Source organism: Lysobacter sp. P5_B12 (genome assembly GCF_056400425.1).
Window position 1 is genome coordinate 24099 of record NZ_JBFULG010000006.1, and the last position, 24521, is coordinate 48619.

24 protein-coding genes are annotated in these 24521 nt (G+C 65.8%); 5 read left to right on the top strand and 19 right to left on the bottom strand.

Features of this window, described 5'->3' with window-relative positions:
* Positions 1-29: 29 nt before the first annotated feature.
* The 8 genes from AC1DOM_RS10740 to AC1DOM_RS10775 all read right to left on the bottom strand — a co-directional run bounded on the left by AC1DOM_RS10740 (position 30) and on the right by AC1DOM_RS10775 (position 11796).
* Positions 30-1493, bottom strand: coding sequence for a M15 family metallopeptidase (locus tag AC1DOM_RS10740; protein WP_498963087.1), 1464 nt, complete (start codon positions 1491-1493; stop codon positions 30-32).
* 10 nt (positions 1494-1503) lie between these two features.
* A complete protein-coding gene (locus AC1DOM_RS10745) occupies positions 1504-4698 on the bottom strand; it encodes a hypothetical protein (RefSeq protein WP_498963089.1) in 3195 nt (1064 codons plus the stop codon).
* Between the two features lie 168 nt (positions 4699-4866).
* The gene (locus AC1DOM_RS10750; RefSeq protein ID WP_498963091.1) at positions 4867-6477 is read right to left on the bottom strand and encodes an amidohydrolase family protein; all 1611 of its coding nucleotides are present in this window, start codon (positions 6475-6477) and stop codon (positions 4867-4869) included.
* Positions 6478-6481: 4 nt separating this feature from the next.
* Entirely contained in the window at positions 6482-7258 is a 777-nt protein-coding gene (locus tag AC1DOM_RS10755; protein ID WP_498963093.1) for a uracil-DNA glycosylase family protein, read from the bottom strand.
* 9 nt (positions 7259-7267) lie between these two features.
* Entirely contained in the window at positions 7268-9916 is a 2649-nt protein-coding gene (locus tag AC1DOM_RS10760; protein WP_498963095.1) for a S8 family serine peptidase, read from the bottom strand.
* A gap of 195 nt (positions 9917-10111) precedes the next feature.
* Complete coding sequence (locus AC1DOM_RS10765) at positions 10112-10390, bottom strand: hypothetical protein (RefSeq protein ID WP_498963097.1); 279 nt, start codon at positions 10388-10390, stop codon at positions 10112-10114.
* A 73-nt stretch (positions 10391-10463) separates the two neighbouring features.
* A complete protein-coding gene (locus AC1DOM_RS10770) occupies positions 10464-11279 on the bottom strand; it encodes an MEDS domain-containing protein (protein WP_498963099.1) in 816 nt (271 codons plus the stop codon).
* 31 nt (positions 11280-11310) lie between these two features.
* The gene (locus AC1DOM_RS10775) at positions 11311-11796 is read right to left on the bottom strand and encodes a VOC family protein (protein ID WP_498963101.1); all 486 of its coding nucleotides are present in this window, start codon (positions 11794-11796) and stop codon (positions 11311-11313) included.
* 176 nt (positions 11797-11972) lie between these two features.
* Here AC1DOM_RS10775 and AC1DOM_RS10780 point away from each other — a divergent pair, with 176 nt between their 5' ends.
* The 4 genes from AC1DOM_RS10780 to AC1DOM_RS10795 all read left to right on the top strand — a co-directional run bounded on the left by AC1DOM_RS10780 (position 11973) and on the right by AC1DOM_RS10795 (position 13777).
* Complete coding sequence (locus AC1DOM_RS10780; protein ID WP_498963103.1) at positions 11973-12311, top strand: ArsR/SmtB family transcription factor; 339 nt, start codon at positions 11973-11975, stop codon at positions 12309-12311.
* Complete coding sequence (locus tag AC1DOM_RS10785; protein ID WP_498963105.1) at positions 12308-12691, top strand: arsenate reductase ArsC; 384 nt, start codon at positions 12308-12310, stop codon at positions 12689-12691. The genes AC1DOM_RS10780 and AC1DOM_RS10785 overlap by 4 nt, the downstream gene beginning before the upstream one ends.
* Positions 12688-13362, top strand: a complete 675-nt coding sequence (locus AC1DOM_RS10790) for an aquaporin (RefSeq protein WP_498963107.1) — start codon at positions 12688-12690, stop codon at positions 13360-13362. Before AC1DOM_RS10785 ends, AC1DOM_RS10790 begins: the two co-directional genes overlap by 4 nt.
* Before the next feature lie 67 nt (positions 13363-13429).
* Positions 13430-13777 (top strand): GFA family protein, encoded by a 348-nt coding sequence (locus AC1DOM_RS10795; protein WP_498963109.1) that lies wholly within the window; start codon positions 13430-13432, stop codon positions 13775-13777.
* Between the two features lie 3 nt (positions 13778-13780).
* Here the strand turns inward: AC1DOM_RS10795 and AC1DOM_RS10800 are convergent, their stop codons facing one another.
* From AC1DOM_RS10800 to AC1DOM_RS10830, 7 genes are read right to left on the bottom strand one after another with little or no spacing between them, the layout of a single operon-like run.
* Positions 13781-14032: an FAD assembly factor SdhE gene (locus AC1DOM_RS10800; RefSeq protein ID WP_498963111.1), complete on the bottom strand. Its 252-nt coding sequence runs from the start codon at positions 14030-14032 to the stop codon at positions 13781-13783.
* Complete coding sequence (locus tag AC1DOM_RS10805) at positions 14029-14448, bottom strand: MAPEG family protein (protein ID WP_498963113.1); 420 nt, start codon at positions 14446-14448, stop codon at positions 14029-14031. Before AC1DOM_RS10805 ends, AC1DOM_RS10800 begins: the two co-directional genes overlap by 4 nt.
* A 4-nt stretch (positions 14449-14452) precedes the next feature.
* Entirely contained in the window at positions 14453-15235 is a 783-nt protein-coding gene (locus tag AC1DOM_RS10810; RefSeq protein ID WP_498963115.1) for a succinate dehydrogenase iron-sulfur subunit, read from the bottom strand.
* Positions 15236-15253: 18 nt separating this feature from the next.
* Positions 15254-17041 (bottom strand): succinate dehydrogenase flavoprotein subunit, encoded by a 1788-nt coding sequence (gene sdhA / locus AC1DOM_RS10815; protein ID WP_498963118.1) that lies wholly within the window; start codon positions 17039-17041, stop codon positions 15254-15256.
* A 6-nt stretch (positions 17042-17047) separates the two neighbouring features.
* Positions 17048-17431: a succinate dehydrogenase, hydrophobic membrane anchor protein gene (gene sdhD / locus AC1DOM_RS10820; protein ID WP_498963120.1), complete on the bottom strand. Its 384-nt coding sequence runs from the start codon at positions 17429-17431 to the stop codon at positions 17048-17050.
* Between the two features lie 3 nt (positions 17432-17434).
* Entirely contained in the window at positions 17435-17818 is a 384-nt protein-coding gene (sdhC, locus tag AC1DOM_RS10825; RefSeq protein ID WP_498963122.1) for a succinate dehydrogenase, cytochrome b556 subunit, read from the bottom strand.
* A gap of 39 nt (positions 17819-17857) precedes the next feature.
* Positions 17858-18067, bottom strand: a complete 210-nt coding sequence (locus AC1DOM_RS10830; protein WP_498963124.1) for a DUF1674 domain-containing protein — start codon at positions 18065-18067, stop codon at positions 17858-17860.
* An 84-nt stretch (positions 18068-18151) separates the two neighbouring features.
* Between AC1DOM_RS10830 and ygfZ the strand changes: the two genes are divergently transcribed.
* Positions 18152-18967, top strand: coding sequence for a CAF17-like 4Fe-4S cluster assembly/insertion protein YgfZ (ygfZ, locus tag AC1DOM_RS10835; protein WP_498963126.1), 816 nt, complete (start codon positions 18152-18154; stop codon positions 18965-18967).
* 4 nt (positions 18968-18971) lie between these two features.
* Here the strand turns inward: ygfZ and AC1DOM_RS10840 are convergent, their stop codons facing one another.
* The 4 genes from AC1DOM_RS10840 to AC1DOM_RS10855 are packed head-to-tail and all read right to left on the bottom strand — an operon-like array spanning position 18972 to position 24521.
* The gene (locus AC1DOM_RS10840) at positions 18972-21242 is read right to left on the bottom strand and encodes a thiamine pyrophosphate-dependent enzyme (protein ID WP_498963128.1); all 2271 of its coding nucleotides are present in this window, start codon (positions 21240-21242) and stop codon (positions 18972-18974) included.
* On the bottom strand, positions 21239-23332 hold the full coding sequence (locus tag AC1DOM_RS10845; protein WP_498963130.1) for a DUF3857 domain-containing protein: 2094 nt from the start codon (positions 23330-23332) through the stop codon (positions 21239-21241). Before AC1DOM_RS10845 ends, AC1DOM_RS10840 begins: the two co-directional genes overlap by 4 nt.
* Positions 23332-23979 carry a glutathione S-transferase family protein gene (locus AC1DOM_RS10850; protein ID WP_498963132.1) on the bottom strand — a complete coding sequence of 216 codons (648 nt, stop codon included), beginning with the start codon at positions 23977-23979 and terminating at the stop codon, positions 23332-23334. Before AC1DOM_RS10850 ends, AC1DOM_RS10845 begins: the two co-directional genes overlap by 1 nt.
* On the bottom strand, positions 23979-24521 hold the full coding sequence (locus AC1DOM_RS10855) for a GNAT family N-acetyltransferase (RefSeq protein WP_498963135.1): 543 nt from the start codon (positions 24519-24521) through the stop codon (positions 23979-23981). Before AC1DOM_RS10855 ends, AC1DOM_RS10850 begins: the two co-directional genes overlap by 1 nt.

A 24521-nucleotide genomic window follows, 5' to 3' on the forward strand; every position in this document is an offset into this window, starting at 1 on the left:
CGTTCCTCCTGCGTATGGGATGCCCGGTCTCACCCGGGAAACGCGATCTCCCCGAGTTCCCACGCACTCCTGAAGCGATCCATGCCGTGCGACCCGCCGTTGACCAATCGACGGGCCTTTCGCAGGTCACCCGCCGCCACCGCGGCTCTCACACGCGCTTCCTTGTTCTTGAGGAACTGCGCGAGGATGCGCCCGGCGAGCGGGCCGTCGTTCGCCCGCTCCGGATCACGCAGCAGGTCTACGCCCACTTGGCGCCCGATCTCGCCGTAGTTCTCGCGCCCGGTGAGTTGTACGAAGCCACGACCCTTGAAGCGCGCACCATCGCCGGGTTGGGTATTGCCGACGCCGTCGCCGGCGGTCGTGCCTGGTTCGTAGAGATCGAACGGATGTTGGCGTGTATTGAACCCGCTGATGCCTTCTGAAATCGGGCGGAAGCCTTCGGATTCGGCGCGGATGGTGGACAAGGCCATCAGCACCATCTGCCGATCTCCGAGTCCGCAGTCGCGCAGACCCGCGAGGACCGACGGCAGGTGCATCTCGATGTTCGCCTTGCGTGTCTGCGGGAACATCGTCGCGACGCGATCGGGTGTCACGCTGCCCGTGATATCACCCACCGCGTGTGCGATCTCGACGCCCCGCTCCGCCATTCCCCCGGCAATGGGCGATACGGCACCTACAGGCCGCAGGAACGCAGCGCTCATGAATCCATCGGCCAAGCTGTCGCCGAGGAAATCGACCAGGGCCCAACCGTCCTGGCGCGCCAGCACATTCACTTGCGTGCCGGGCGGCACGACGCGAATGACATCACTGTCCGCCGAGGGGCCGCTGCGCAAGCGCAGGCCGCTGCGCGCGATCACTTCCTGGCGGTCGAGGATCGCCGGCTGCGCCGGCGCTACGCTCGGCGGCGCTTCGAATGCGGGCAGATGCAAGCTGGCGAGATACTCGGCCAGGCCCACCACCGAATCCGGATCCAGGCCGACCGCCAGTTCTTCCGGCGAGACATCCATCTCGAAGTGCATGCAATCCTTGCGATCGCTCCAGCTACCGCCCCATTCGAAGACCGCCACGCCCTCGCGCGTACGGATCCTGCGGACGTCGTCGATCATCGCCTTCGTCATGTCGGTGTCGGCCACGCCGGCGCGCACATCGAGCGCGCGCAGCGCCTGCGTTTCCTTGTTGGAGTAGCGCACTTGCCGCGTGCCGGCGTGGTTGTTGTAGGGATTGGTCTCCCAGTTCACGTCGAGCGCGATGCCGTAGCTGTGCAGGCTCTTGCCCGTGCCGCCGGTGATCGCGCGGCAGTTGTAGCTGTCGGTGTCCTGCGTGCGCACCTTGTAACCGTGGTGATGGAGCACGGCGGCGAGCGCTTCGAAGGCCTGCGTCGTCGGTGGGGCCACGCGGATCCTGTCGGGGCCGAAGGGAATCAGCACCATTTCGTCTTCTTCGCATTCGAAGGCTTTCCAGGCGCGACGCAGTTGCACGGTGTTCTTCGGCATCTTCGTTTTCCTAGGTGAAGGAGTTGATCGAACGCACGATGCCCAGCAGCCAGCGCCAGACATCCGGCATCACCAGCGGCACGAGCACGATGCCCATCGCGAGGAACTTGGGCCAAAGGGCACGCAGGCTGCCGCCGAAAGTCAGCTGGTCGCCGGTGCGCGTGAACATGGGGCCGAGCATCATGTCCTGTTCCATGCGCAGCACCAGGTACACGCCGTAACCGAAGCTGGCGACCAGCTGCACGATCGCGATCATCGTCATGCGCGGTTCCAGCAGCGGCGGGTAGGTCGACATCGCCATCAGCACGGCGATGGGCGCCAACATCGCGCACCACACGCAAGTCCGCATGGCGACGACATAGAGCTTGAGTTCGGCCACCAGTTGCGCCTGCCATTCTTCGAAGCGCCCTGAGGGAAGCGCTTCGTGGAGGGCCATCGTTTTCGCGCCGCGGTCCACGAGTTCGCACGTCAGTGCCGCCCATGCATCGGGCGTGGCGAAGGACAGCGCATCGATGTCGCTCACCCGATTGAGGCTGAGGTTGAACGGCGTCTGCGGGGCTTGGTGGATGACCTGCGGCGCCGGCCAATCCTTCTCGCGCAGATACGCGCGGATGCCCGGCGTCGCCCCCGAAATGAACAAGGTGATCCGGCAGATCAGGCGCAGCAAGCGCGCGGCGTTGACGAGGAAAGCGATGCCGAAGGCGAGCACCAGGAGTGCGACCAGCCAGGGCAGGCCCGAATCGACGCTCAGTGGCAGGCCGCTCGAATTGAGTTCGAACAAGAGGAAGACGTTCTGCCGGAAGACGACCAGCAGCGCGATGATGGCGACGATGACGGGCAGCAACCACGCGAGCGTGGGATGCCGATAAGGGTCGGGGCGCGAGATGGCCTTCACGAACTGCGCGACGTACTTTCCGAGGCGATGGTCGGCGACCTTCAGCCGCGCGAATCCCAGGATGCACACGCAGATGTAGATCAACCAGATGGCCACCAGTGCATGGAAGTCGCGTCCATGCGCGAGCGCCACGTCGCCGTCGACCACCTGGATCAAGCGCTTGAGCGACACGCTGAGCGCCGTGTTCGAGATCAGCCACAGCAGCAGCATCAGGACGGTTACGCGGTGCGGAGACAGGAACTCGTTCGGCGGGCCGTGCGGCAATTGCGCGCCCGCCGATGCGTGCTGCACCGGCGCCGTGAATTTCTCGCGTGCGTGTGCGCGAAGCCGGTCCCAGGCCCCTTTGATCCATCGGCCATCGAAGACCACGTAACGCATCGCGGAGAGGAACACCCTGCCCCGGCCTTGGTCGACGATGACCCAGACCGAAACCACCATGAAGTACGCCGACAACAAGGCCAGTGCGACGAAGGCGGGCATTTGCGCAGCCAGGCGGGTCTCTGCTGCGGCCATCGCGCTCCGCGGTTTTCCACCATCGGGAGTGGCGTTGCGGCAAAGCGGCGTCCATCCTGCCAATCCCGGGAAGTCCAGTTCCTGGAAGCCGGCGAGCGTCGCGACGTACAGGCAGGGAGACGCGCGCGACGACGCGTACAGCTCTGCGCCGAAAAAGGCATTGAACGAGGTTCGGCTCACCGCCCTGTGCTCGTGCCAACGCAGCAGCAGGGAGGTCGCGCGGAAGACATTGGCGGCGAAGTCCGTTGCGAACGAATACGTCCGTGGCCAACCCTTTTTGTCCTTGCTCGGCGCGCACGCAAGCGGATTGTTCCTTTCGTCCGTACAGACGACCGCGTCGCCCGCCGGAACGACGACCGCACCGCGGCTGCCCTTGCGGTAGTCCGGGTGGATCGCGAGGAAGTCCAGTTCCATCATCACCGGCAGGGCGTCGGGCAAGTGCTGCCGCACCTGGCTGAGGAGGAACAGGCGATCGCGCACGTCCGTCGCGATGATCACCACGACATCGGGCTTCACGTACTTGTGCAGCGAGTCGAATGTCCGGTACAGCATCAGTTCGTCCGAGCGCGAGGTCAGGTCCGGCTCGTAGACCGTCGGACGATCCATGCCTTCGCGCGCCGACGTCATGTCCAGTTCGAGCAGGCGGCCGCGCGCCTTCGCCAGTCCCGGGATCTGCGCCTCCTCGGCGCTCCGTTCGATCGAATGCTCCGCACGGATCGAAGCGATGTTCGGCGGAAACCAGCGAACATCGACCTGGAGCGTCGTCTCATCGCTCTTGTTCTCGCACATGAACTCGGGACGGGTGTCGAACGCGGTGAGCTGTTGGGCATCTCGGCCGAACGACGACTCCTCCGCGAAGATGATCACCTTCCGCCCGCTGGCTTTGGAGGGCAACGTGCACAGGTAACTGCGCAGCGCCCTGTATTGCGCGATGAGCGGCCAGGCGAGCGGGATGTAGGAGGTCCCACCGCGGGCATGCGGCCGAGTCGCGTCGACTGTCAGGAATTTTTCGATGTCCCGGTTCGTATTGACCGTGGCGGATGCACTCAACAAGAGCGCATCGATGCGCGCGAACCTGGTGTCGTTGCGAAGCGCCTGGATCGCGAGGGCGAGCGATTGCATCGAACCTGAGAACGACGGACCGAGGACGTCGAGCCGTGCGTCGCGCGTGTCGGCCAACCGCGTATCGCAACGTCGGTCGACGCGCAGAAGCGCGACATCGGTGGGACCGAGCCTGTCCAGGTGCATGGCGCAACGCGCAGCCACGTCGAACGCGTCGCGCTGCACGCCGTAGCTTGGCGACTCTCCGACCAGGAAGACGAGCGCGTAGTCGGGTGGCCTGCCGAATTTCGAACCGCGCCATGCGTCGCGCCGGAACAGCAACACGCCGGGCGCCCTGCGGTATGTGCGCTCGTCTTCCGGTTCGCTTTTCTCCCGCTCGCCCGGCTTGACCGGCGCCGGAGGCGTCCATGGAAACGCATAGCCGTTGAGCACGTAGTTCTGCGACTGGAACCCGCTGATGGTCGCGGCCAGCGCCATGTCGAACGACCGCCCCAGGTGCGTCTCCACCGGGTCGGGAATCGTGGCCACCATGGCCCGCACGCGGACGCGCTTGCTGGACAGGTTCGCAAGGGGTCGCAACGGATCGGCCAGTTGCGGCGTCGTCGCGAAATAGTCTTTGCCCGTGATGTCCGGCAGTCGGCTCACCGAGGCCGCGACAGCGGGGACGGCGTAGACGGGCGCCGGCACTTTCTCCGCACCGCGCCCCACGCCGCACAACCCCAGCAACGCCAACACGCTGCACACCACAACTGAGCAGTGACACCACCGGCGCATGACGCGAACGCTTCCTCTGCATTGCGCACCTGCTGGCAAACGACGCGTCCGGATGCGGCCAGCGGCCACGGAATTGGACCAACGGTAGTGACGCGCGGTCTCTCCAGAGACGCGTGGTATCGGCACGCCTCAGCGCGCGAATGCCTTCGCCAGGCGCTTGCGGATCGCCACCGGCACGTTCGGATGGCTGGAGATACGTTTCACGAAGGCCTTGTCGTCGACCGCAGTCAGCTTGTCGAGTGTCATCGATTCCAACAGTTCGGAGAGCACGACGTTCCCCAGCGCTTCCATGCCCAGGGCACGCTTGGGCATCGCAACGCCCTGCCCTTCGTCGAAGAAACGGGGACGCAGCGAGGTTCCCGCGGGCTCCTCTTCTTCGAGCTCGAGGGTCCACTCGGGTTGCACCTGCGCCAGTGCGCGCACCGATCGTGGATGTTCGAGTTGTTCGGCGAGCTTTACCAAATCGCGCAACCCGGTTTGCAATGTCTTCGTCGCGGCCTTCAGCGATACCGGCTTCAAAGGCGCGGTCGTGACGCCGGACAAATCCAGCAGCCGCGGACTGCCCCCCACCTTGCACGTTTCCCCTTTCGCCGCGCTGCCCATCAGACGACGCAGGCCGTAACGACGCACGCCATCGATGAGGACCAGCACGATGTCGCTTTCATTGGCTTCCAGCAGTTGCAGATAGGGCGCCTTGTCGCGACCGCGCACGACGATCAGATCGGCGCGCTTGCCGGCTTCCAGGCTGCCCACGCGCGTGTCCCAGGCGATGATGCCGGCGGCGTTGCTGGTCGCCATCGCGACGATGTCGGCATCGGAAAACACGTTGCCGGCGTGTCTGGCGACCTGGTAGGCCACTTTCATTTCGCCAAGGAGGTTCTTGCTGCCGCTGGGCGCCCAGTCCGCACCCAGGCCCATGCGAACACCCGCCTTCTTCGCGGCCACGATGTCGGCGGTTTGTCCGTAGAGCAACAGGTTGCTCAGCGGCGACCACACCATGGACGCGCCCTTCGCTTTCATCCGCCGGAAGTCCGTGGCCTTGAGCGCGACGCAATGGATGCCCGCGAGCGACTTCGCCAGCGCGGGTTCGACGCCCTTGGGACACAGCGATTCGAAATGCGCGCGGGCGCGCGCGTCCGTGCCCTCGCTCAGGTGCAGCAGGACCGAAGTCGAATGCTTCAGGAGCGTCAGGAAGGTTTCGCGATCGTGCGCCGCGACATCGGCGATGCGCGCATGCGCCGCAGGAAATCCCTCCCCTTCGGAGACTTCCGGATTGCGCAGGAATCCCTTGTAGAACGTGCTCATGCCGCTGTTGCTCGCGAGCTTGATGCCTTGCGACGTGGTCACGCCGCCCAGCAGGCATTTGCATTCGGTGTAACGCGCGATGGCTTCCGGGTAACCCTTCGTGCGGCCCAGCACGTTCAACGGCCCGCTGATCAGGCGCCGGTAGTCGGGGTGGTCGCCCCATTGATCGCGGTTGGTGTACAGCTTCGGCACCTCCCACAAGGTGAGGATGTTGTAGGCCAGGTGGTTGTGGAGATCGATCAGCCCGGGGTACACGGTGCCGTTCGTTTTTTGTGGCGTCACCTTCGCGAAGTCGTCCGGTGGTGGCGCGCTCGCCGGCGCGACGGCAGCGATGGAATCGCCGCGCACGTAGACCACGCCATCGGCCAGGATCGTACGCTTGCGGTCCATCGTGACGATGCGGCCGCGCAATGCATGGCGCTTGATCGCGGCCATGATGTCAGGCGCCCGTCGGCGCGATCCAGATCAGCGTGTGCCGGTCGTCCGGATTCGGGCGCGACACGCTGGAGCGATGCGCGGGCGTGGTCATGCGGCCGGCGGCATCGTCGCCGAGGAATGCGGGCACGCCATAGGGCAAGTCGCGACGCGGAATCGGCGTGTAGTCGCTCTCGACCAGGGCCGCACCGTAATTGGCGACGCCCGTTTCGCCATCGTCGTCGGGTGTCACGATGCCGCGCAGGTCGATCACCGCCTGCCGCCATTGCGTCGCCAGCTTGGTCTCGTCGTGACTGCTGGGATGCGGTAGTTCGAACACCGGCGTGGTGCCCTTCCCTGTCCACAGAGCGACCGCACGCTGCGCCTGCTCGCCGAAGGCGATGATCGCCTGGGTCTTCGGCGTGTGCGCCGCGGTGAAGACGCGATTGCGCCACTTCTTGTGCACCGGATCGTCGAGCAGCGCATCGCCGTCGCTCGCGTGCGAGGGAATCAACGCATAGGAATACGCGTTGAGGCACAGATAGGAACGCGTCAACCCCAACTTGCGCAGGAAACCCTGCACGCGCTGCCCGGCATCGCCGACCAGCGTGCGCGCCGCGATGCGCTCGGTGGCGCCCGGGTCGGAGGCGATGCACAGCACGCGCGCCGAGCCATCCAGGCGACCGCGGTAGAACACCGGCCCCCAGTCGTACCAGAAGTGCGGCTTCAACGCGCCGTAATCGGGACATGCCGCGAACAGTTTCGCGAAGCGTTGCGTCGGACCCTTGTCGAACTCGATCATGCGGCGGCCTCAGGTGCTTGCGAGCATCTTCACCAGGTTCGGAATGCCCTTGCCCTGCGCGTAGGCGTCGCGCCCAAGGTCGGTGCACTGTTCCATCAGGATCTGCTTCACGCGATCCGGATAGCCGATGAACTCCCGGCGCTGCGACAGGAACGCGGCGAGCACGCCCGACACATGCGGCGCGGCCATGCTGGTGCCCGACTCGGCGACATAGAGTTGTTCGGCGGTCAGCTTCTTGAGCTGTGCCGGCGTGAGATTGCCGGCCGTCATGCCCTTCGGCAGCAAGTCCTTGAAGTCCGCACGTGCCGACAGGATCTTCTCGCCGGGCGCCACGACGTCGGGCTTGAGCCGTCCATCGGCCGTCGGCCCGCGCGAGGAAAAATAACTCACGCCATACGTGTGCGGATTGGTGCGATGCACCGAACCCACCGCGATGGATTCTTCGAGGTTGGCCGGATCGCCGATCGACAGATCCAGGTTGGCTTGCCACGGTCCGTCGTTCAAGGTCTGCAGCACGGTGAAGCCTTCATTGCCGGCGGCCAACACGATCAACACGCCCTGTCGCCACAAACGCCGCAGTTCCATGCACAAAGGTGTGTGCCCGCATCCGAAGACGCTCGGGTCGAAGTTGCCGCCCAGGCTCAGGTTGATGCCATGGATTCGGAGTTCCTGCGACTGCTCGTTGATCTGCGCGATCTTGTCCAGCGCGATCAGGATCCACGCATCCTCGCCCTCGCCGCTGTTGTTCAAGACCTTGAACGAATGCAGCTTCGCGCGCGGCGCCATGCCGGAGAACGGAAGCATTTCCTTCTCGTCTTCCAACGGATGCGGGAATTCGCCGGCGATGATGCCGGCCACGTGCGTGCCGTGGCCGAAGGTATCGATGAAGCCATCCGCACCTGCCGGCAGGGTCGGCTTTCCTTTGTCGTAGGTGACGAAACCACCGATGGGTTGGTTCACGCCGTTGCCCGTTCGCTTGCTGTCCGTGCAATCCCACAGGCTCGCGAGGTTCTCGTGCATCGCGAAGTGCGGATGCAGGTGGTTGATGCCGGTGTCGAGCAAGGCCCATTCGATGCCGTGGCCATGCGCGGAATACGCCTGGTGCGCCGGCGCGGCCTGCACCATTTGCGCTGAGCGGCAGATCAGCGCCTTCTTTTGCGCGTTCTGCCAGACGCGGTTGATCTGCAGCCCGTTGAACTCCGTGCGCAGGACTTCGATCTCCGACCGGTTCAACTTGGCCGACAAAAAGCGCATGTGATGCTGGATCTGCAGCAGGTCGATGTTGGTCTTGCTGCGCTTGGCGAAGGCCCGCAGGCGCGCGTCGATCGCAAGGCGGCCGGCTTCGATGGTGCTTTCGCCTTTGTCCTTGAGGTCCATCACCTCGATCATGACCGGGTGGCGGTACGCCTCGTCCTTGGTTTCGATGCGCTCGACCAGGTCGGACATGATCCGCTGGTTCGCCATGCTGCTGGCGAAGTCGCGGCCGACGGCCGCATACACGGTTTGCCGCACGATGGGCGTGGACAGATAGCCCATCGCCGAATGCGCGTTGCCGGTGAACAGCGGATTGGCGTCGCGCTCGGCACGGGTGATCTGGTGATTCTCGAACGACGCACCGGCCGGCACGGGCCCGATGTCGTCGGTCAGGTTCGGGTCGAACGCGACCACATCCCCGGTGTTCGCAACGTTGACCCACTTGGTGACGCAGGGCGGGAACGGCAACTTCTTCTGCTTCGTCCATTTCTCGAAGACCGTCCGCACGGGCGGCAACCCGAGCGGCGAGCCGATCGTCACGAACAGGCGCACGTCCGCCTGGGCCTTGCTGAGTTGGCGCAGCACGTCGTACGCGATCATCGTTCCCTGGCTGTGCGCGACGACGATGAAGGGCGCGCCACCGCTCGCAAGGCGCTGCAGGAAGATGTCTTCCATCTGCTTGCGGTGATCCCATTCGAACAGGAAGTCCTGCACGTCCGGCAGCGCCATGCCGGTAATCAGGTCGGTCAACTTGCGCAGGAGCGCATCGCCGAAGCCCTTGGTTTGCAGGCCGTATACGCCTTTGCTTCCGCCCACCGCTTCGAAGGTCAGCGCATTGCCCCTGGATTGCGAGGCCGCCTCTTCCTCGGCGCGGTCCAGCATCTGCGAACCGATCTGTCGCAGGAATTCCTGCTGCGCGGGATCGGACGTGATCGCCTTCACCGCTTCATCGAGTTCGTGCTGCGGATCGGGCGTCCCGACGGCGAGCACCTTCTTCGTGCGGAAGGCTTCCTCCGGATCGTGGCAGGCGCACTTGGGGTCGATGCAGTCGCAACTCGATGGCTGCGGATACCGCGCGCGATTGACCCAATAGGCCATGCGCGTGCGATCGCCCATGTCCTTCCCGAACAGCGCACGATCCCATCGGATGACGAGCACCTGTTCTTCGGGATGATTTCCGATGCCGTGGATGTAGACCGCGGTGCGCGCCTTGGTCGGATCGGCGCCGACTTCCTTGACGGCCTTGCTCGCCCTTCCCGCATCGAACAGCGGTTCGAAGGCAATGACGTTCGGTGGGCCGAAGTCCGGAAGCGGCATCGCTTTCGCGCGTTGCGTTTTCTTCGCGGGCCGTGGTGTGCGCGCCTGCTTGCGTGCCGGCTTCTTCGCCTGCTTCTTCGTTGCCATCGTGATCCTCGCTTCTCCGCGCGGTGGCGCGGCTCGTGCTTGGTTCACTCAGGCCGAACGCGTAACACCGGCGAACGCCGGCCATGCTTGCGCGACCGTTGGGCGGATGAATGCCGGGGGATACCGGCATCGCATGCGTGACCGGAATTCAACAGTGCGTGCAACAACGCACGCGCGGCACGCGTTGCGCGAGGATCAAGCCTGCGCCGCGCCTTCCTCGGGCGCCGGCGTCAATTGCACGGCCAGCTCTTCCAGGTCGGTGATCGCGGCTTCGACCGAATCGTAGAACTGGCCCTGCCGCGTCATCAGGTCTTCGAAACGCGACGCACGCTTGAGCTTGGACAGCTCGCCATCGAACAACAGCCACTGCGTCGTCAGCATCTCGACGTTGTTCTTGGCGTAGTGCCGCATCTCCTTGAGCTGCAGCACCGTGTCGTGCACGTGGTCCAGCGCGGTCTTGGTGTCCGACGTCATGGCGGCCTCCTTTCGCGGAATCAACCCGAAGGAGGGTAACGACGCGGGGCGCGTCGCGCGGTGAACACCGCTGTCAGGCCCTTGCGAGCGCAGCGAAGACCGTTTCGATCCGCTCGGCGTCGCGCGACTTGTCGTGTACCCATTCGCCGCGTTTGACGAAGAAGTTGCCGTGGTTGTGAATCAGCTCCCTGCACGCGCACAGGGACGCAGACCCGGCCGGATACGTGCAGACCGCCATGATCTTGGCGTCCTGGATCGCGACGTTCACGCGCGTTTCGTAGGCCATGAATCGCGACATGCTCGCGGCATCGTTCACCCAGGCCACGCTGCCCGACGCGCGCAACCCTTCGAAGCCGTCGGCCTTGGCGGCCGCACCCAGCGCGGCGAACTGGTAGCTCAACTGTTCGGGCGCCTTCACCGTGCCGTTGGGATCGGTATAGAACTCGGCGTAATGCACGATCTGCATCTGCCCCTTGGCCATGCGGTCGGCAAGATCGGGCACGGCGGCGGCGAGCGCATTGCGCGCTTCATCGACCGTCAGATCGCCGACCAGCCAGGCGCAGGCTTCGTTTCGTTCCAGCCCCTGCTTGAAGTACGGCACCAGCATGTCGAGCTGGTCCTGCTTGGTCTCGTAGAACTGGCAGACGTGCGAGCCCCAAGGCAGGTCGAGCAGCGCCTTGTCGCTTTCCTTCGGAAGCGAAACCACGCCCTTGGAGATCAGATACAGCAGCAGCTCCGCCGTCATGTCGGCGGACAGGCCCTTCAACAGCGGCGCGTCGAGCTCCGAGAGCCGCGTCAACAGCGACTCCAGGGATTGCTCCGATTCGGGAATGCCCGCGACCAGCAGCTTCTTGCGGAGGGTCGCGTTCGGGTATTGGGCGATTTTCATCGGCCCAGTGTAGGCCCGATTCGGTCCGGGATCAGGCTTTGACACCCTCAACCGCACGATCCAGGGCGGCGATGTCGATCTTCCGCATGGTCATCATCGCTTCGAAGGCACGCTTGGCCGTTTCGCCGCCTTCGCTCATCAAGTCGGTGAGGCGCCGCGGCGTGATCTGCCAGGACAGGCCGAAGCGATCCTTGCACCAACCGCATTCGCTCTCCTGCCCGCCGTTGCCGACGATGGCGTTCCAGTAGCGATCGGTTTCGGCCTGGTCGTCGGTGGCCACCTGGAAGCTCACCGCTTCGTCGAATTTGAACTGCGGCCCGCCGTTCAACAGCATGAAAGGCATCTTGAAGATGGTCATGTTGATGACCAGGGCGTCGCCTTCCTTGCCGGAGGGATAGTCGCCCGGCGCGCGCGCGATGTTGTCGATCCTGGTGTCGGGGAAGGTGTCGGCATAAAAGCGCGCGGCTTCTTCGCCATTCTTGTCGAACCACAGGCAGGGCTGGATCTTCGGAGTCATGGCTTGCCTCTCGGGGGAGTGGACGAAACGCCGAACGTACTGTGAAGGCGATAAGGAAACGGTTAAAGGTCCGCATTCGGCGGAGTGCGCTTCGGGAGTAGGAGCCAACGCGCACCGCGCCAATCGGTCCGGTGGTTGACGCGCGTCATTACTTCCATAATATTGGAATTATGGAAATGCCCTCCTCCCTCGCCTGCCTGGCCGCGCTGGGCCACGAATCCCGACTGCGCGCCTTTCGACGGCTCGTCGAGGCCGGTCCGGACGGTTTGCCGGTGGGAGAACTGCGCGAACACCTCGATCTGCCGCCGGCGACGCTGACCGCGCACCTCAACGTCCTGCGCTCGGCCGGCCTCGTGCTCGATCAACGCGAAGGCCGCGTCATCCGCCTGCGCGCGAACTACGAGCGCATGGATGCGCTCATCGCTTATCTCACCGAGAACTGCTGCGCCGGATCGGGCGCATGCGATCCGGTGCCTTCCGTCTGCAAGCCACGCAAGAGCACGCGCAAATCATGAAACGCATTTTGTTCGTCTGCGTCGAGAATTCCAATCGCAGCCAGATGGCGGAGGCGTTCGCACACATGCTCGGCGGCGGCGACGTCGATGCGCAGAGCGCAGGTTCGCGTCCTTCCGGCATCGTGAATCCGAAAGCGGTGCGTTTCATGTCGGAAGTGGGCTACGACCTCTCCGCGCATCGTTCGAAATCCCTGGATGACATCGAAGGCGCATTCGATGCGGTCGTGACCATGGGCTGCGGCGACGAATGCCCGTGGGTGCCCGCGAAGCGGCGCGAAGATTGGGCGCTGTCCGATCCCAGGCACATGGACGACGTCGAGTACCGCGTGGTGCGCGACGACATCGCCGCGCGCGTGCGCGCATTGCTGGCGTCGCTGTGAACCGCTTGCCGCGTGCGTTGCTGGCCGAAGCTCTCGGCACTGCCGCGTTGCTGGCGACGGTCGTCGGCTCCGGCATCATGGGTGTTGCCTTGTCGCAGGGAAACGATGGCATCGCGTTGCTCGCCAACGCCAGCGCCACGGCGGCGATCCTCTACGTCCTCATCGTGATCCTCGGCCCGATCTCCGGCGCGCATTTCAATCCGGCGGTGACGCTCGCGATGCGCCTGCGCGGTGCGATCGACACGCGAACCACGCTCGCCTACATCGCCGTGCAAGGCATCGCAGCCATCCTCGGTGTCGTGCTCGCGCATGCGATGTTCGACCAGGCCTTGCTGCAACCCGGGACGCATGTGCGCACCGGCACCGGGCAATGGTTGAGCGAGGGCGTCGCGACGTTCGGTCTGTTGCTCACGATCCTGCTCGGCATGGCGCATCGGCCTGCGGCCGTGCCCGCGCTGGTCGGCGCTTACATCTTCGCGGCGTATTGGTTCACGGGCAGTACGTCGTTCGCCAATCCTGCGGTGACGGTGGCGCGTGGGTTGACGCAATCGTTCGCGGGGATCCGGATGGTGGATGTGCCGGGGTTCGTGGTGGCGCAGGTGATCGGGATGGGGGCGGCGGTCGGGGTCGCGGCGGGGTTTATCCCCCTCAATCGCGCTGCGCGCGATTGATCCCCCTTGGGAAGGGGGATAAGGGCGGGTGGTAGCATCGCCGAATTCCCCCAGGAGCGCGCGCGCCATGAACTACACCGGTAGCTGTCAATGCGGCAAGGTGGCCTTCGATGTCGAGGGTCAGATCGACAGCGCTCTGGCCTGCAATTGTTCGATGTGCGCCAAGCGTGCGTCGCTGTTGTGGTTCGTGCCGCGCGAGAAGCTCGTGTTGCGCACGCCGGAATCGGACATGGCGACGTACACCTTCAACAAGCACCACATCCAGCATCGCTTCTGCGACACCTGCGGCATCCACGTGTTCGGCGAAGCGAACGATCCGAAGGGCAATCCCGTCGCAGCGGTCAACCTGCGCGTGCTCGACGACGTGGATCTGTCGGCGATTCCCGTGCACAACTACGACGGGCGCGCGCTCTGACGGCTAAGCGTGCGGCAGGTTGCGGATGCGCTCGATGAGCGCCTGCAATTCACCATCGGGCGCGGTTTCATGCCCGAGGAACCATTTCCACAAGCGGTCGTCTTCGCTATCGAGCACGCGCAGGAAGGTCTCGCGATCGGCATCGTTGGATTGGCGCCAGGACGTATCGAGCCAACGCTCGAGCAGTTGGTCGAGTTCGCGCATTCCGCGGCGGCAGCGCCACTTGAGCTTGCGGATTTCGGCGTCGTCGTTCACCACGCCTGCCCCGCCGCCAGGTAGACCCACCACGTGAAGAGCACCAACGCGCCCGCGACGTACAGCAAGAAACGGTGCATGACGCGGTTGTAGGTGCAGTGCACGGCGCTGTGCGCGATGCGCAGGGCGACGAAGATCCACGCCAGCGCGATCGAGATCGGCGTGACCAGGTGCGTGGACATCGCCACGAACACCGCGGCGTAGAACAACACGGGGAGTTCGAACAGGTTGCGGAAGTTGTCGGACGCGCGCGTGTCGGTCAGCAGGCGCGCCATTTCCGACGAGGTCGCGACTGCTTGCGCATCGATGCGCCCGCGCGCGATCTCGGACAGGCGCAACCAGTACATGCGAACGAAGACGACGGCCGTCAGGCCGACCAGGGCGAACGCGGGCTTGAGGATCTCCGCGTCGGCCACGGGATCAGCCGCGCCTTGCCAGCATCAACTTCTTGATCTCGCCGATCGCCTTCGCCGGATTCAAACCCTTCGGGCAGGTCCGTGCGCAGTTCATGATCGTGTGGCAGCGGTAGAGCTTGAACGGATCTTCGAGGTCGTCCAGGCGCGCGCCGGTGTCTTCGTCGCGCGAGTCGACGATCCAGCGATAGGCCTGCAGGAGGATCGCCGGGCCCAGGTAACGGTCGCCGTTCCACCAGTAGCTCGGGCAGCTGGTCGAGCAGCACGCACACAGGATGCATTCGTACAGGCCGTCGAGCAGCGCGCGGTCTTCCTTCGACTGCAGGCGTTCGCGATCCGGCGCCGGGGTCTGCGTGCGGATCCACGGCTTGATCGATGCGTACTGCGCGTAGAAGTGCGTCATGTCCGGCACGAGATCCTTCACCACCGCCATGTGCGGCAGCGGGTAGATCGGCACCTCGGCCTTCGTGCAATCGGAGATCGCGCGCGTGCACGCCAGCGTGTTCGTGCCGTCGATGTTCATCGCGCACGAACCGCAGATGCCTTCGCGGCAGGAGCGGCGGAAGGTCAGCGTCGGGTCGATCTCGTTCTTGATCTTGATCAGCGCGTCGAGAACCATCGGGCCACAAGTCGCAAGATCGACGTCGTAGGTGTCGACGCTCGGGTTCTTGCCGTCGTCCGGGTTCCAGCGATAGACCTTGAAGGTGCGCACCTTCTTCGCACCGGCGGGTGCGGGGAAGTGCCGGCCCTTGCCGATCTTCGAGTTCTTCGGGAGCGTGAATTCAGCCATGGTTTCTCGATCCCTGCGTCAGTAGACGCGCGGCTTGGGCGGCACGACTTCGACGTCGCTGCTGAGCGTGTACATGTGTACCGGGCGGTAGTCGATGCGCGTGTTGCCCGCATCGTCGACCCAGCACACGCTGTGCTTGTGCCAGTTCTGGTCGTCGCGTTCCGGGAAGTCCTCGCGCGCATGCGCGCCGCGCGACTCGGTGCGGTTCTCGGCCGAAACGATCGTCGTGAGCGCCTGGCCCAGCAGGTTCTGCAGTTCCATCGTTTCGATCAGGTCGGAGTTCCAGACCAGCGAGCGATCGCTGACGCGCACGTCGCTGAAGGACGCATGGATCTCGCGGATCTTCGCCACGCCCTCGGCCAGCGTTTCGCCGGTGCGGAACACCGCGGCGTCGGCCTGCATCGCGCGCTGCATGTTGTTGCGAATCTCCGCCGTGGGCAGCGAGCCCTTGGCGTTGCGCAGGCGGTCGAAGTTGGCGAGCGACTGGTCGCACGCGGTGGTCTTCAGATCCTTGTGCGGCATGCCGGGCTTGATGGTCTCGGCGCAGCGGTTGGCGACCGCGCGGCCGAACACCACCAGGTCGAGCAGCGAGTTGGAGCCCAGGCGGTTCGCGCCGTGCACCGACACGCACGCCGCTTCGCCGATCGCGTACAGGCCCTGCACCACCGCATCGGGATTGCCGTTGCGCAGTTGCACGACTTCGCCGTGATAGTTGGTGGGGATGCCGCCCATGTTGTAGTGGACGGTCGGGAGCACGGGGATCGGTTCCTTCTCCACGTCCACGCCCGCGAAGATCTTCGCGCTCTCGGCGATGCCGGGAAGCTTTTCGTGGATGTCCTTCGGGTCCAGGTGCGTCAGGTCGAGGTTGATGTGGTCCTTCAGCGGGCCCACGCCGCGGCCTTCGCGGATCTCGATGGTCATCGAACGCGAGACCACGTCGCGCGAAGCGAGGTCCTTTGCATTCGGCGCATAGCGCTCCATGAAGCGCTCGCCGTTGCTGTTGCGCAGGATGCCGCCTTCACCGCGCACGCCTTCGGTGATCAGGCAGCCCGCGCCGTAGATGCCGGTGGGATGGAATTGCACGAACTCCATGTCCTGCAGGCCCAGGCCGGCGCGCAGCGCCATGCCACCGCCGTCGCCGGTGCAGGTGTGCGCGGAGGTCGCCGAGAAATACGCGCGGCCGTAGCCGCCGGTGGCGAGCACCACGCCGTGCGAACGGAACAGGTGCAGCGTGCCTTCGGCCATGTCGAGTGCGAGCACGCCGCGGCAGGCGCCCTCCTCGTCCATGATCAGGTCGAGCGCGAAGTATTCGATGAAGAACTGCGCTTTATGCGCGAGCGACTGCTGGTACAGCGTGTGCAGGATCGCGTGGCCGGTGCGGTCGGCGGCCGCGCACGTGCGCTGCGCGATGCCCTTGCCGTAATGCGTGGTCATGCCGCCGAAGGGGCGCTGGTAGATGCGGCCGTCTTCGGTGCGCGAGAACGGCACGCCCTGGTGTTCGAGTTCGATGATCGCGGGGATGGCCTCGCGGCACATGTACTCGATCGCGTCCTGGTCGCCCAGCCAGTCCGACCCCTTGATGGTGTCGTAGAAGTGGAAGCGCCAGTCGTCCTCGCCCATGTTGCCGAGCGCGGCGGAAATACCGCCCTGCGCGGCGACAGTGTGCGAACGCGTCGGGAAGACCTTCGTCAGGCACGCAGTCTTCAGGCCCTTCTGGGCCAGGCCGAAGGTGGCGCGCAGGCCGGCGCCACCGGCGCCGACGACGATCATGTCGTACTTGTGTTCCTGGATCTTGTAGGCGGTCATTTGGGCTCAGGCCAGCAGCGCGATGCGGACGATCGCGAACAACGACGCGATCGCGCCGAGGGTGCACAGGAACAGGTTCAGCAGTTGGAGCGTGACTTCCCAGGCGCGCGTGTGGACGTAGTCTTCGATGACCACCTGGATGCCGAGCTTGGCGTGCCAGAACATCGCGACGAGCAAGGCGCCCATCAGGATCGCGTTCCAGGGACGGTGCAGCACGTCGATGGCGTGCTGGTAATCGCCGCCCACCATCGAGAGCAGCACCCACACCAGCCAGGGCACGAGCAGGGCGAGCGCGACGGCGGTGACGCGCTGCACCCAGAAGTGGCCGGTGCCGGTCTTGCCGGAGCCCAGGCCGCGGGCGCGTGCGAGCGGAGTACGCAGGTCGGTCATGGCTCAGGCGACTCCCAGTGCGAAGAACCACAGCGCGGCGGTGACGACCACCGTGAGCGCGAAAACAGTCCAGCCGGTCTTGTAGACGGACGGGATGTCGTAGCCGTGGCCGGTATCCCACAGCAGGTGCCGCAGGCCGTTGAACAGGTGGTAGACCAGGCACAGCGAGAAGGCGAAGGTGAACAACAATCCGATCGGCGATCCCACGCAGGCCATCGCGCGCGCGCCGGACTCGGGGCCCATCGAGAGCATCACGAGGAACCATGCCAACGCGAATGCGCCGACGGTCAGGCCGATGCCGGTGGCGCGATGCAGGATCGACATCGTCATCGTGATCTGCCAGCGATACACCTGCAGATGCGGTGACAGGGGGCGTTGCGTCGCCATCGGGTCGTCTTCCTTACGTGATGTCAATCGGGTGCGGCGTCAGAAATCGATGCAGCGGCCGTTCTTCTCCCAGTCGCCGTAGCGAACCGGGTCCAATCCCTTGCGCCCGCCGATCTCGACCGGCGGCGAAACGGGGTCAACGTCGTCGGCCGGGACAACCTGCGTGCCTTCGCGCGGCGTGACTGCACCATCGGGCAGCGCTCCGGCGTCGGTGTCGGGTTCGGATTGACCTATGATTCGCGGCGTCACAACCCCCGAAGTTTAAGTCCGCACCGGATGTCCCACAACCTAGCGCCCCCGCCCGCCCCGGCTTTCGCCCTTCCCGGCCACCGCGTGATCGCGCTCGAAGGGCGCGACGCCATCGCCTTCGCGCAAGCGCAGTGCATGAACGACGTCGAGTCCGCGCGCGTCGGGCGATGGCAATGGAACGGGTGGCTGACCCCGAAAGGCCGCGTCATCGCGCTCTTCGCCCTGGCCCGCGTGGCCCAGGACGCGGCGTGGCTCATCGTGCCCGACGTCGATGCGCACGCCCTTGCCGCACAACTGCAGCGCTTCGTGCTGCGCCGCCAGTTGCAGGTGGTGGTGCGCGATGATCTTCACGCGAGCGGCACTTTCGACGCCCCGTCGAAGGCCGCGGGCGCCAGTTTCGCGGGAACGCCGGAGGACGGGATCGAATTCGACTTCGGTGGATTCGGGCTCAAGCGCACGCTGCGCATCGCGCCGGGTGGGCCCTCGCCGCACGATGCCGAGTCCGAAACGCGCTGGCGCGCAGCCGATTTGCGCCTGGGCTTTCCGCGCCTGCCGGCCTCGCAAGCCGAGCAATGGACGCCGCAAATGCTTTCGCTCGACCGCCTGCACGCCTTCAGCGTGAAGAAGGGCTGCTATCCCGGGCAGGAGATCGTCGCGCGCACGCACTTCCTCGGCCAGGTCAAGCGCGGGCTGACGCTGTTCGAATGCCAGAGCGAGCCCGAAGCCGGCGCGAACGTCGACGTGGGCGCCGCGACGCTGGGCCAGGTCGTCAGCACCGCGCGCAATGGCGAAGGCTGGGTGGCGCTCGCGGTGTTGCCCGTCGAGCGCCCCGATGTGCCGGTGACGAGCAACGGCGTGATCTTGCGCGAACGCGCGTTGCTCGCCGGGCTCGCCCGCTAGCGGATCACGCCTTTGCGGCGAGCCGGTCGGCCGCCGCGACGATGTCCTCGTCCGACGGAATCACCAGGAAGGCTGCACCCGCGAGCGGCGTGAACGTATCGGCACCGACCACGCGCTGGAACGGACGCGCGCCGAAACCGCCTTCGACGATCGCGGTCACCACGCCCTCGCCCACGCCCGCGCTCTTGCGGCCTTCGTCGACGATCAGGATGCGCCTGGCGCTCTTCGCCTGTTCGCGGATGAAGGTTTCGTTGAGCGGCACCAGCCAGCGCAGGTCGACCACGCGCGTCTTCCAGCCGTGCTTGCCTTCGATCTGCTTCGCCGCGCGCAACGACATCGGGACGCCGTTGCCGAAGGTGAAGATCACCAGGTCGTCGCCGGCGCCATAGACGCGGCCTTCGCCGAGTTCCATCGCTTCGTTCGGCGCCGGATATTCCGTGAGCCATCCGCCGTCGCCGGGCTCGTGCAAATCCTTCGTCATGTACAGCGCGATCGGTTCGAGCAACGCGCACACGCGCCCGTCGACCTGCGCGAGCGCGGCCAGCGTGCGCAGCATCGTCGCCGCATCGTCGCCACGCGAAGGGCAGCCGACCACGAGGCCCGGGATATCGCGCAGCGCAGTGATCGAATTGTCGTTGTGGAAGTGCCCGCCGAACCCGCGTTGATACCCGAGCGAGGCGATGCGCATCACCATCGGATTGCGGTACTGGCCGTTGCTGAAGAACTGCAGGCTCGCCGCTTCGCCGCGGATCTGGTCGCAGGCGTTGTGGAAATACGCCAGGTACTGGATTTCGGGGAACGGCAGCATCCCCATGTTCGCGTAACCCTGCGCAAGCCCGAGGATGATCGTCTCGTCGAGCAGCGTGTTGAACACGCGCTTGCCGGAGAAGGCCTTCTGCAGGCCCTTGGTCACCGTGTACACGCCGCCCTTCAGCGCGACGTCTTCGCCGAACAGCAAGGCCTGCGGATACTTCGCGAACAGATCGTGCAACGCGTTGTTGATCTGGATCGCGAGATGGCGCGGCGCCTGTTTCTCCGGCAGCTTCGCTTCGCCGCCGAAGGCCTGCTCGCGGCGCGCGGCGTCCGGCACGCGCGCGGCTTCCTTGCGCACGGCCTCGGGCGTGTACGGCGCGAGCGGCTTCATCACGTCGGCCAGGTCGGTCAGGCGCGGACGGCTGTCGGCGTCGTGGGCCGCGGCGAAACACTTCTTTCGCGTGTCTTCGTACAGCGCGAGGATTTCTTCCTTCGACATCAGGCCCGATTCGAGCGCGATCGCGGCCGAACGCAACAACGGATCGGTCGCTTCCACCGCGCACAGTTCTTCGATCGAACGCCATTCGATTTCGAAGTCGGTGCCCGCGTGGCCCATGATCCGCGTGGTGCGCAGGTGCAGGAAGGTCGGGCGGCGCGTGCGCCGGCAATGTTCGACCGCGGCCTGCACCTGGCCGTAGCCTTCGGCGAGGTCGAGGCCGTCGGCATAGAAGTAATCCAGGTCCGGGCGCTGCTGGAAGTTGCGCGCGACCCAGCCGCTCGGCGTCTTCACCGAAATGCCGATGCCGTTGTCTTCGCACACGAACAGCACGGGCGCGGGGAGCTTCTGGTACGCGGTCCACGCCGCGGCGTTGAACGCGGTCTGCGCGGTCGCGTGGTTGCTCGAGGCATCGCCGAAGGAACAGATCGCGATGCTGTCGTTCGGGATCGGCAATTCGTGGCCGATGCGCGGGCCCTGTTCGATCGCCAGCGCGGTGCCCAGCGCCTTCGGCAGGTGCGAGGCGATCGTCGAAGTCTGCGGCAACACCCACAAGGGCTTGCTGCCCCACACCTTGTGGCGGCCGCCGCTCGCCGGATCGTCCTTGCTGGCCGCGAAGGACAGCGCCGAATCCATGATCGGATCCATGCCCGGCAGCTTGCGGAAACGCTCGGCCATGAAGCCGCCCGAACGGTAATGCAGGAACGCAGGATCGGTGTGGCGCGTCAGGCGCGCGACCATCGCGTTGCCTTCGTGGCCGCTGGAACCGATCGTGTAGAAGACCTTGTTCTGCACGCGCAACACGCGCGCCATCAGATCCAGATGGCGCGAGATCAACTGCGATTCGAAGATCTCGCGGAAGCCCTGCGCATCCAGCGCGCTGCCTTCGAGGATCGCTTCGTGCGGCGCGGGCGCGACATCGCGGTGCCCGTTCCAATCGCGCACGAACTCCTGGAAGTTGACGTCGCAGATCTCGGCGCGGTTGAGGCCCTTCATGCGGGCGGGGATCGGCTTGGCGGCGTTCATGGGGCGGCGTCTCTCGAACGATTCTGGGGGGCGGTCCACGACGAGCGCAGACGACGCAATTGGGATTCCTGTTTGAACGCGAGCCCTGCGAAGAACAGCGCAAGGCCGGCGAGCACGGCGGCGATCATGCGCCACTCGTTCACCGAGGCGTTCTGCGCCTTGGCGGCGGTGTCGTCGGCGTCATCGCCGATCGCCACGCTGTATTCCATGAGTTCGCGCACGCGGCGAACGTCGGCGCGGACCTTCGCGTAGTCGCGCGCGGGCACCTGGTCGGCGAGGCGGCGCCATTCGCCGACGATCTCCAGCTTGTCGCCGACCACGCGCACGACGCGACGGAAACGGAAGTAGGCATTGGCGACCGTGGTCTCGTCGGGCGCGATGTCCCATCCGCCCGCCAGGTGCGTGCGGACGGTCTGCCGCGCATAGGCCGGACCGTCCAGCGCCATCGGCGTGCTGCGCTTGTCGAGGTCGAAGGCCGGCATCCAGTCGAGCAACTGGAACAGCACGATGTCGAAGCCGTTGCCGTCCTTCGCGGGCCAACGCATCACGTAGCGTTCGATGGCGCGCGCGGCGCCTTGGCCGCGGTCGTGCAGGCTCGGCGTGCGCGTGCTCTGCAAGTCGTCGTAGTACTTGCGCATGTAGCTGACGTATTGCTCGCCCAACTCGTCTTCGCCATCGGCGAAGGTGTCGCGGATGCCGTCGGCCTTTTCGTTGCGGTAGTCGGTGACGATGGTGAAATCGGCGCGGAAACCGTCGCGTGTCGTCGCAAGGTCGACGCGCTGGCCGACGTCCACCAGCGGCGTGCGCGGCGCGGGCTGCGGGATGTCGACGAGGCGATCGCAGGTGTCGCAGATCGGCAAGCCGAGGCGGAAGGGCAGCGGCGAGCGATCTTCGAGCGCGCCGGTTTCGGTGTCGCGCGTGGGGTCGATCCAGACCGGCTTGCCGTCCAGGTGCGCGCGCACGACCACGTGGTCGAAGGCAACCGCGCTGGGCTGGCGGCTGGCGAGCGATTCGCGGCCCTCGGTGTCGACGAGCACGGGCTCGGCGACGATGCCGGCTTCGTGCAACAGCGCCGAGAGCAGCACGGCCTTGTCCTTGCAGTCGCCGAAGCGGCGCTCGACGACGGTTTCGGGCAGGTTCGGCTCGTGCGAATTCTTGCCCATGTCCAGCGCGGTGTAGCGGATCTCGCCTTCGACGAAGGCGATCGCGCGCAGCATCGCCGCGCGCTTGTCGGCGTCGTGCAGTTGCAGGCGTTGCACGAGATCGGCGGCGAGCGCGCGATCGCGCAGGCGCGGGTTGTACATCGGCAGGGCCCATCGCACGACGTCGGACCAGCTGGATGCGGTGGAGAGCTCGATGTCGCCGTAGGGATCGAAGCTGGACGGCGTGTCCGGCTCGGTGCGCGTGCGCGGCAGGCGGCGCGCGGAGAATTCGACGAAACGCGCATCGCCGATCGCGCCGTCCTGTCGCAGGAAATCCGCCGGCGCACGCACGTGCAACGGACGCGCGGCGGGATACAGCGCGCGCACCCGTCGCCAGGCAAGCGCCGAATCGAAGCGCGCGGTGTAACTGCCGTGGTAATCGCCGCCGAACACCGGGTTGTCGCCCACGACGCTGTAGCTGTAGTCGACGATGTCGCCCACGCGCAGGTCGGGCAAGGTGATGCTCAGCGTGTGCTCGCCGTCGTACATGGCCTGGTCGAGGTCCTCCTCGCGGCGCAGCACTTCGATGCGGGCGGAATTGCGGCGATCGGTGACCTGGCCACCGCGACGCACTTCGATCGCATGGATCTCGACGCGCTGGTATTCGGGCTGGTACCAGATTTCGATCTGGCCGCCGTCGGACAGCGCGCGGGCGTTGTCCATGCGCGTGGCGATGCGGCGATAGGCGACGCGCTGCGGGCCGCGCACGTCGACCTGATCGTCGAGCAGCAGGTAACGCGTGCCGTCGCCGGTGGGTTGCGCGTCGCCGGCATCGGGCAATGCGGCGTCCTTCACCCAGGCCGGCGCGGGCGCGAAGCGGTAATCGGCGGCCAACGCGGGGAGCGCCAGGCAACACAGCAAGAATGCGAGCAGGAGGCGGCGCAGCATCACGTCATCGCCGCCAGGCGTTCGCGCACGTCCGCGTCGTTCTCGGGCAGCGCCACGAAGTGTTCGGTGGCGCGCACGCGATCGAGCCAGCCGCGCAGCAATGGATACTTGTCGAGCGCGACACCGCCCTCGCCCGCCACGGCCGTGTACGCGAACAACGCGATGTCCGCCACGCCGTACCGCGCGCCGGTGAACCAGGGATGTTCGGCCAGATGGCGTTCCATCACGCGCAGCGCATCGTGCGCGCGCTCGCGCAAACGCGGCAGGTCCGCGCGACGCGGGGAATCCAGCGGCGTCCATCCGCAGATGAAGCGCGCGACCGCGACGTAGGGCTCGTGGCTGTATTGCTCGAAGAACATCCAGCGCAGCGCCTGCGCACGCTCCCACGCATCGGCCGGCAGGAACGGCGTGCCTTCGGCGAGCCAGCAGAGCATCGCGTTGGATTCGGTCAGCACCGCGCCGTCTTCGCGCACGAGCACGGGGACCTTGGCGTTGGGATTGAGCGCGAGGAATTCGGGGGTGCGCGTCGCGCCCTGGTCGCTGCGCGTTTCCACCCAGCGATACGGGCGGCCGAGTTGTTCGAGCAGCAACCGCACCTTGTGGCAGTTGCCCGAAGGCGAGAAGCCGTGGACGGTGAGGATGGCCATCAGCGGTTGCGCGCGCGCCACTGCTCGCGCGACTGGCCCCAGATATCGATCACGACATCCTCGAACGGCGCCGGCAATTGCCCGCGCCCGAGATTGCGCGAACCCAGGCGCTTGGCGAGCTCCTGCGAACCGACGTTGTCCAGGTCGATCGAATGGATCACGTCGGTCCAACCCAGTTCGTCGAAGGCCCAGTCGATCGCGGCGACCGCCGCTTCGTACGCATAGCCCTTGCCCCACGCGGCGCGGCGCAACGCCCAGCCCACTTCGGTGCCGGGCCAGCCTTCGGGATGCCATGGGCCGATGTTGCCGATCCATTGGTTCGAAGCTTTCTCGATCACGGCGAACATGCCGAAGCCCTGCACCGCCCATGCGCCGGGCATCTGCAGGAACTTGCGCCATGCGGCCGCGCGCGGCGCGGTGCCGCCGATGTAGCGGCACGCTTCTTCGTCCTGCTGCAACTCCGCGAAGAACTCGAAGTCTTCCGCGCGTTGCACGCGCAGCACCAGGCGCTGCGTCTCGATGCGGGTGTCCAGGCGCGACAC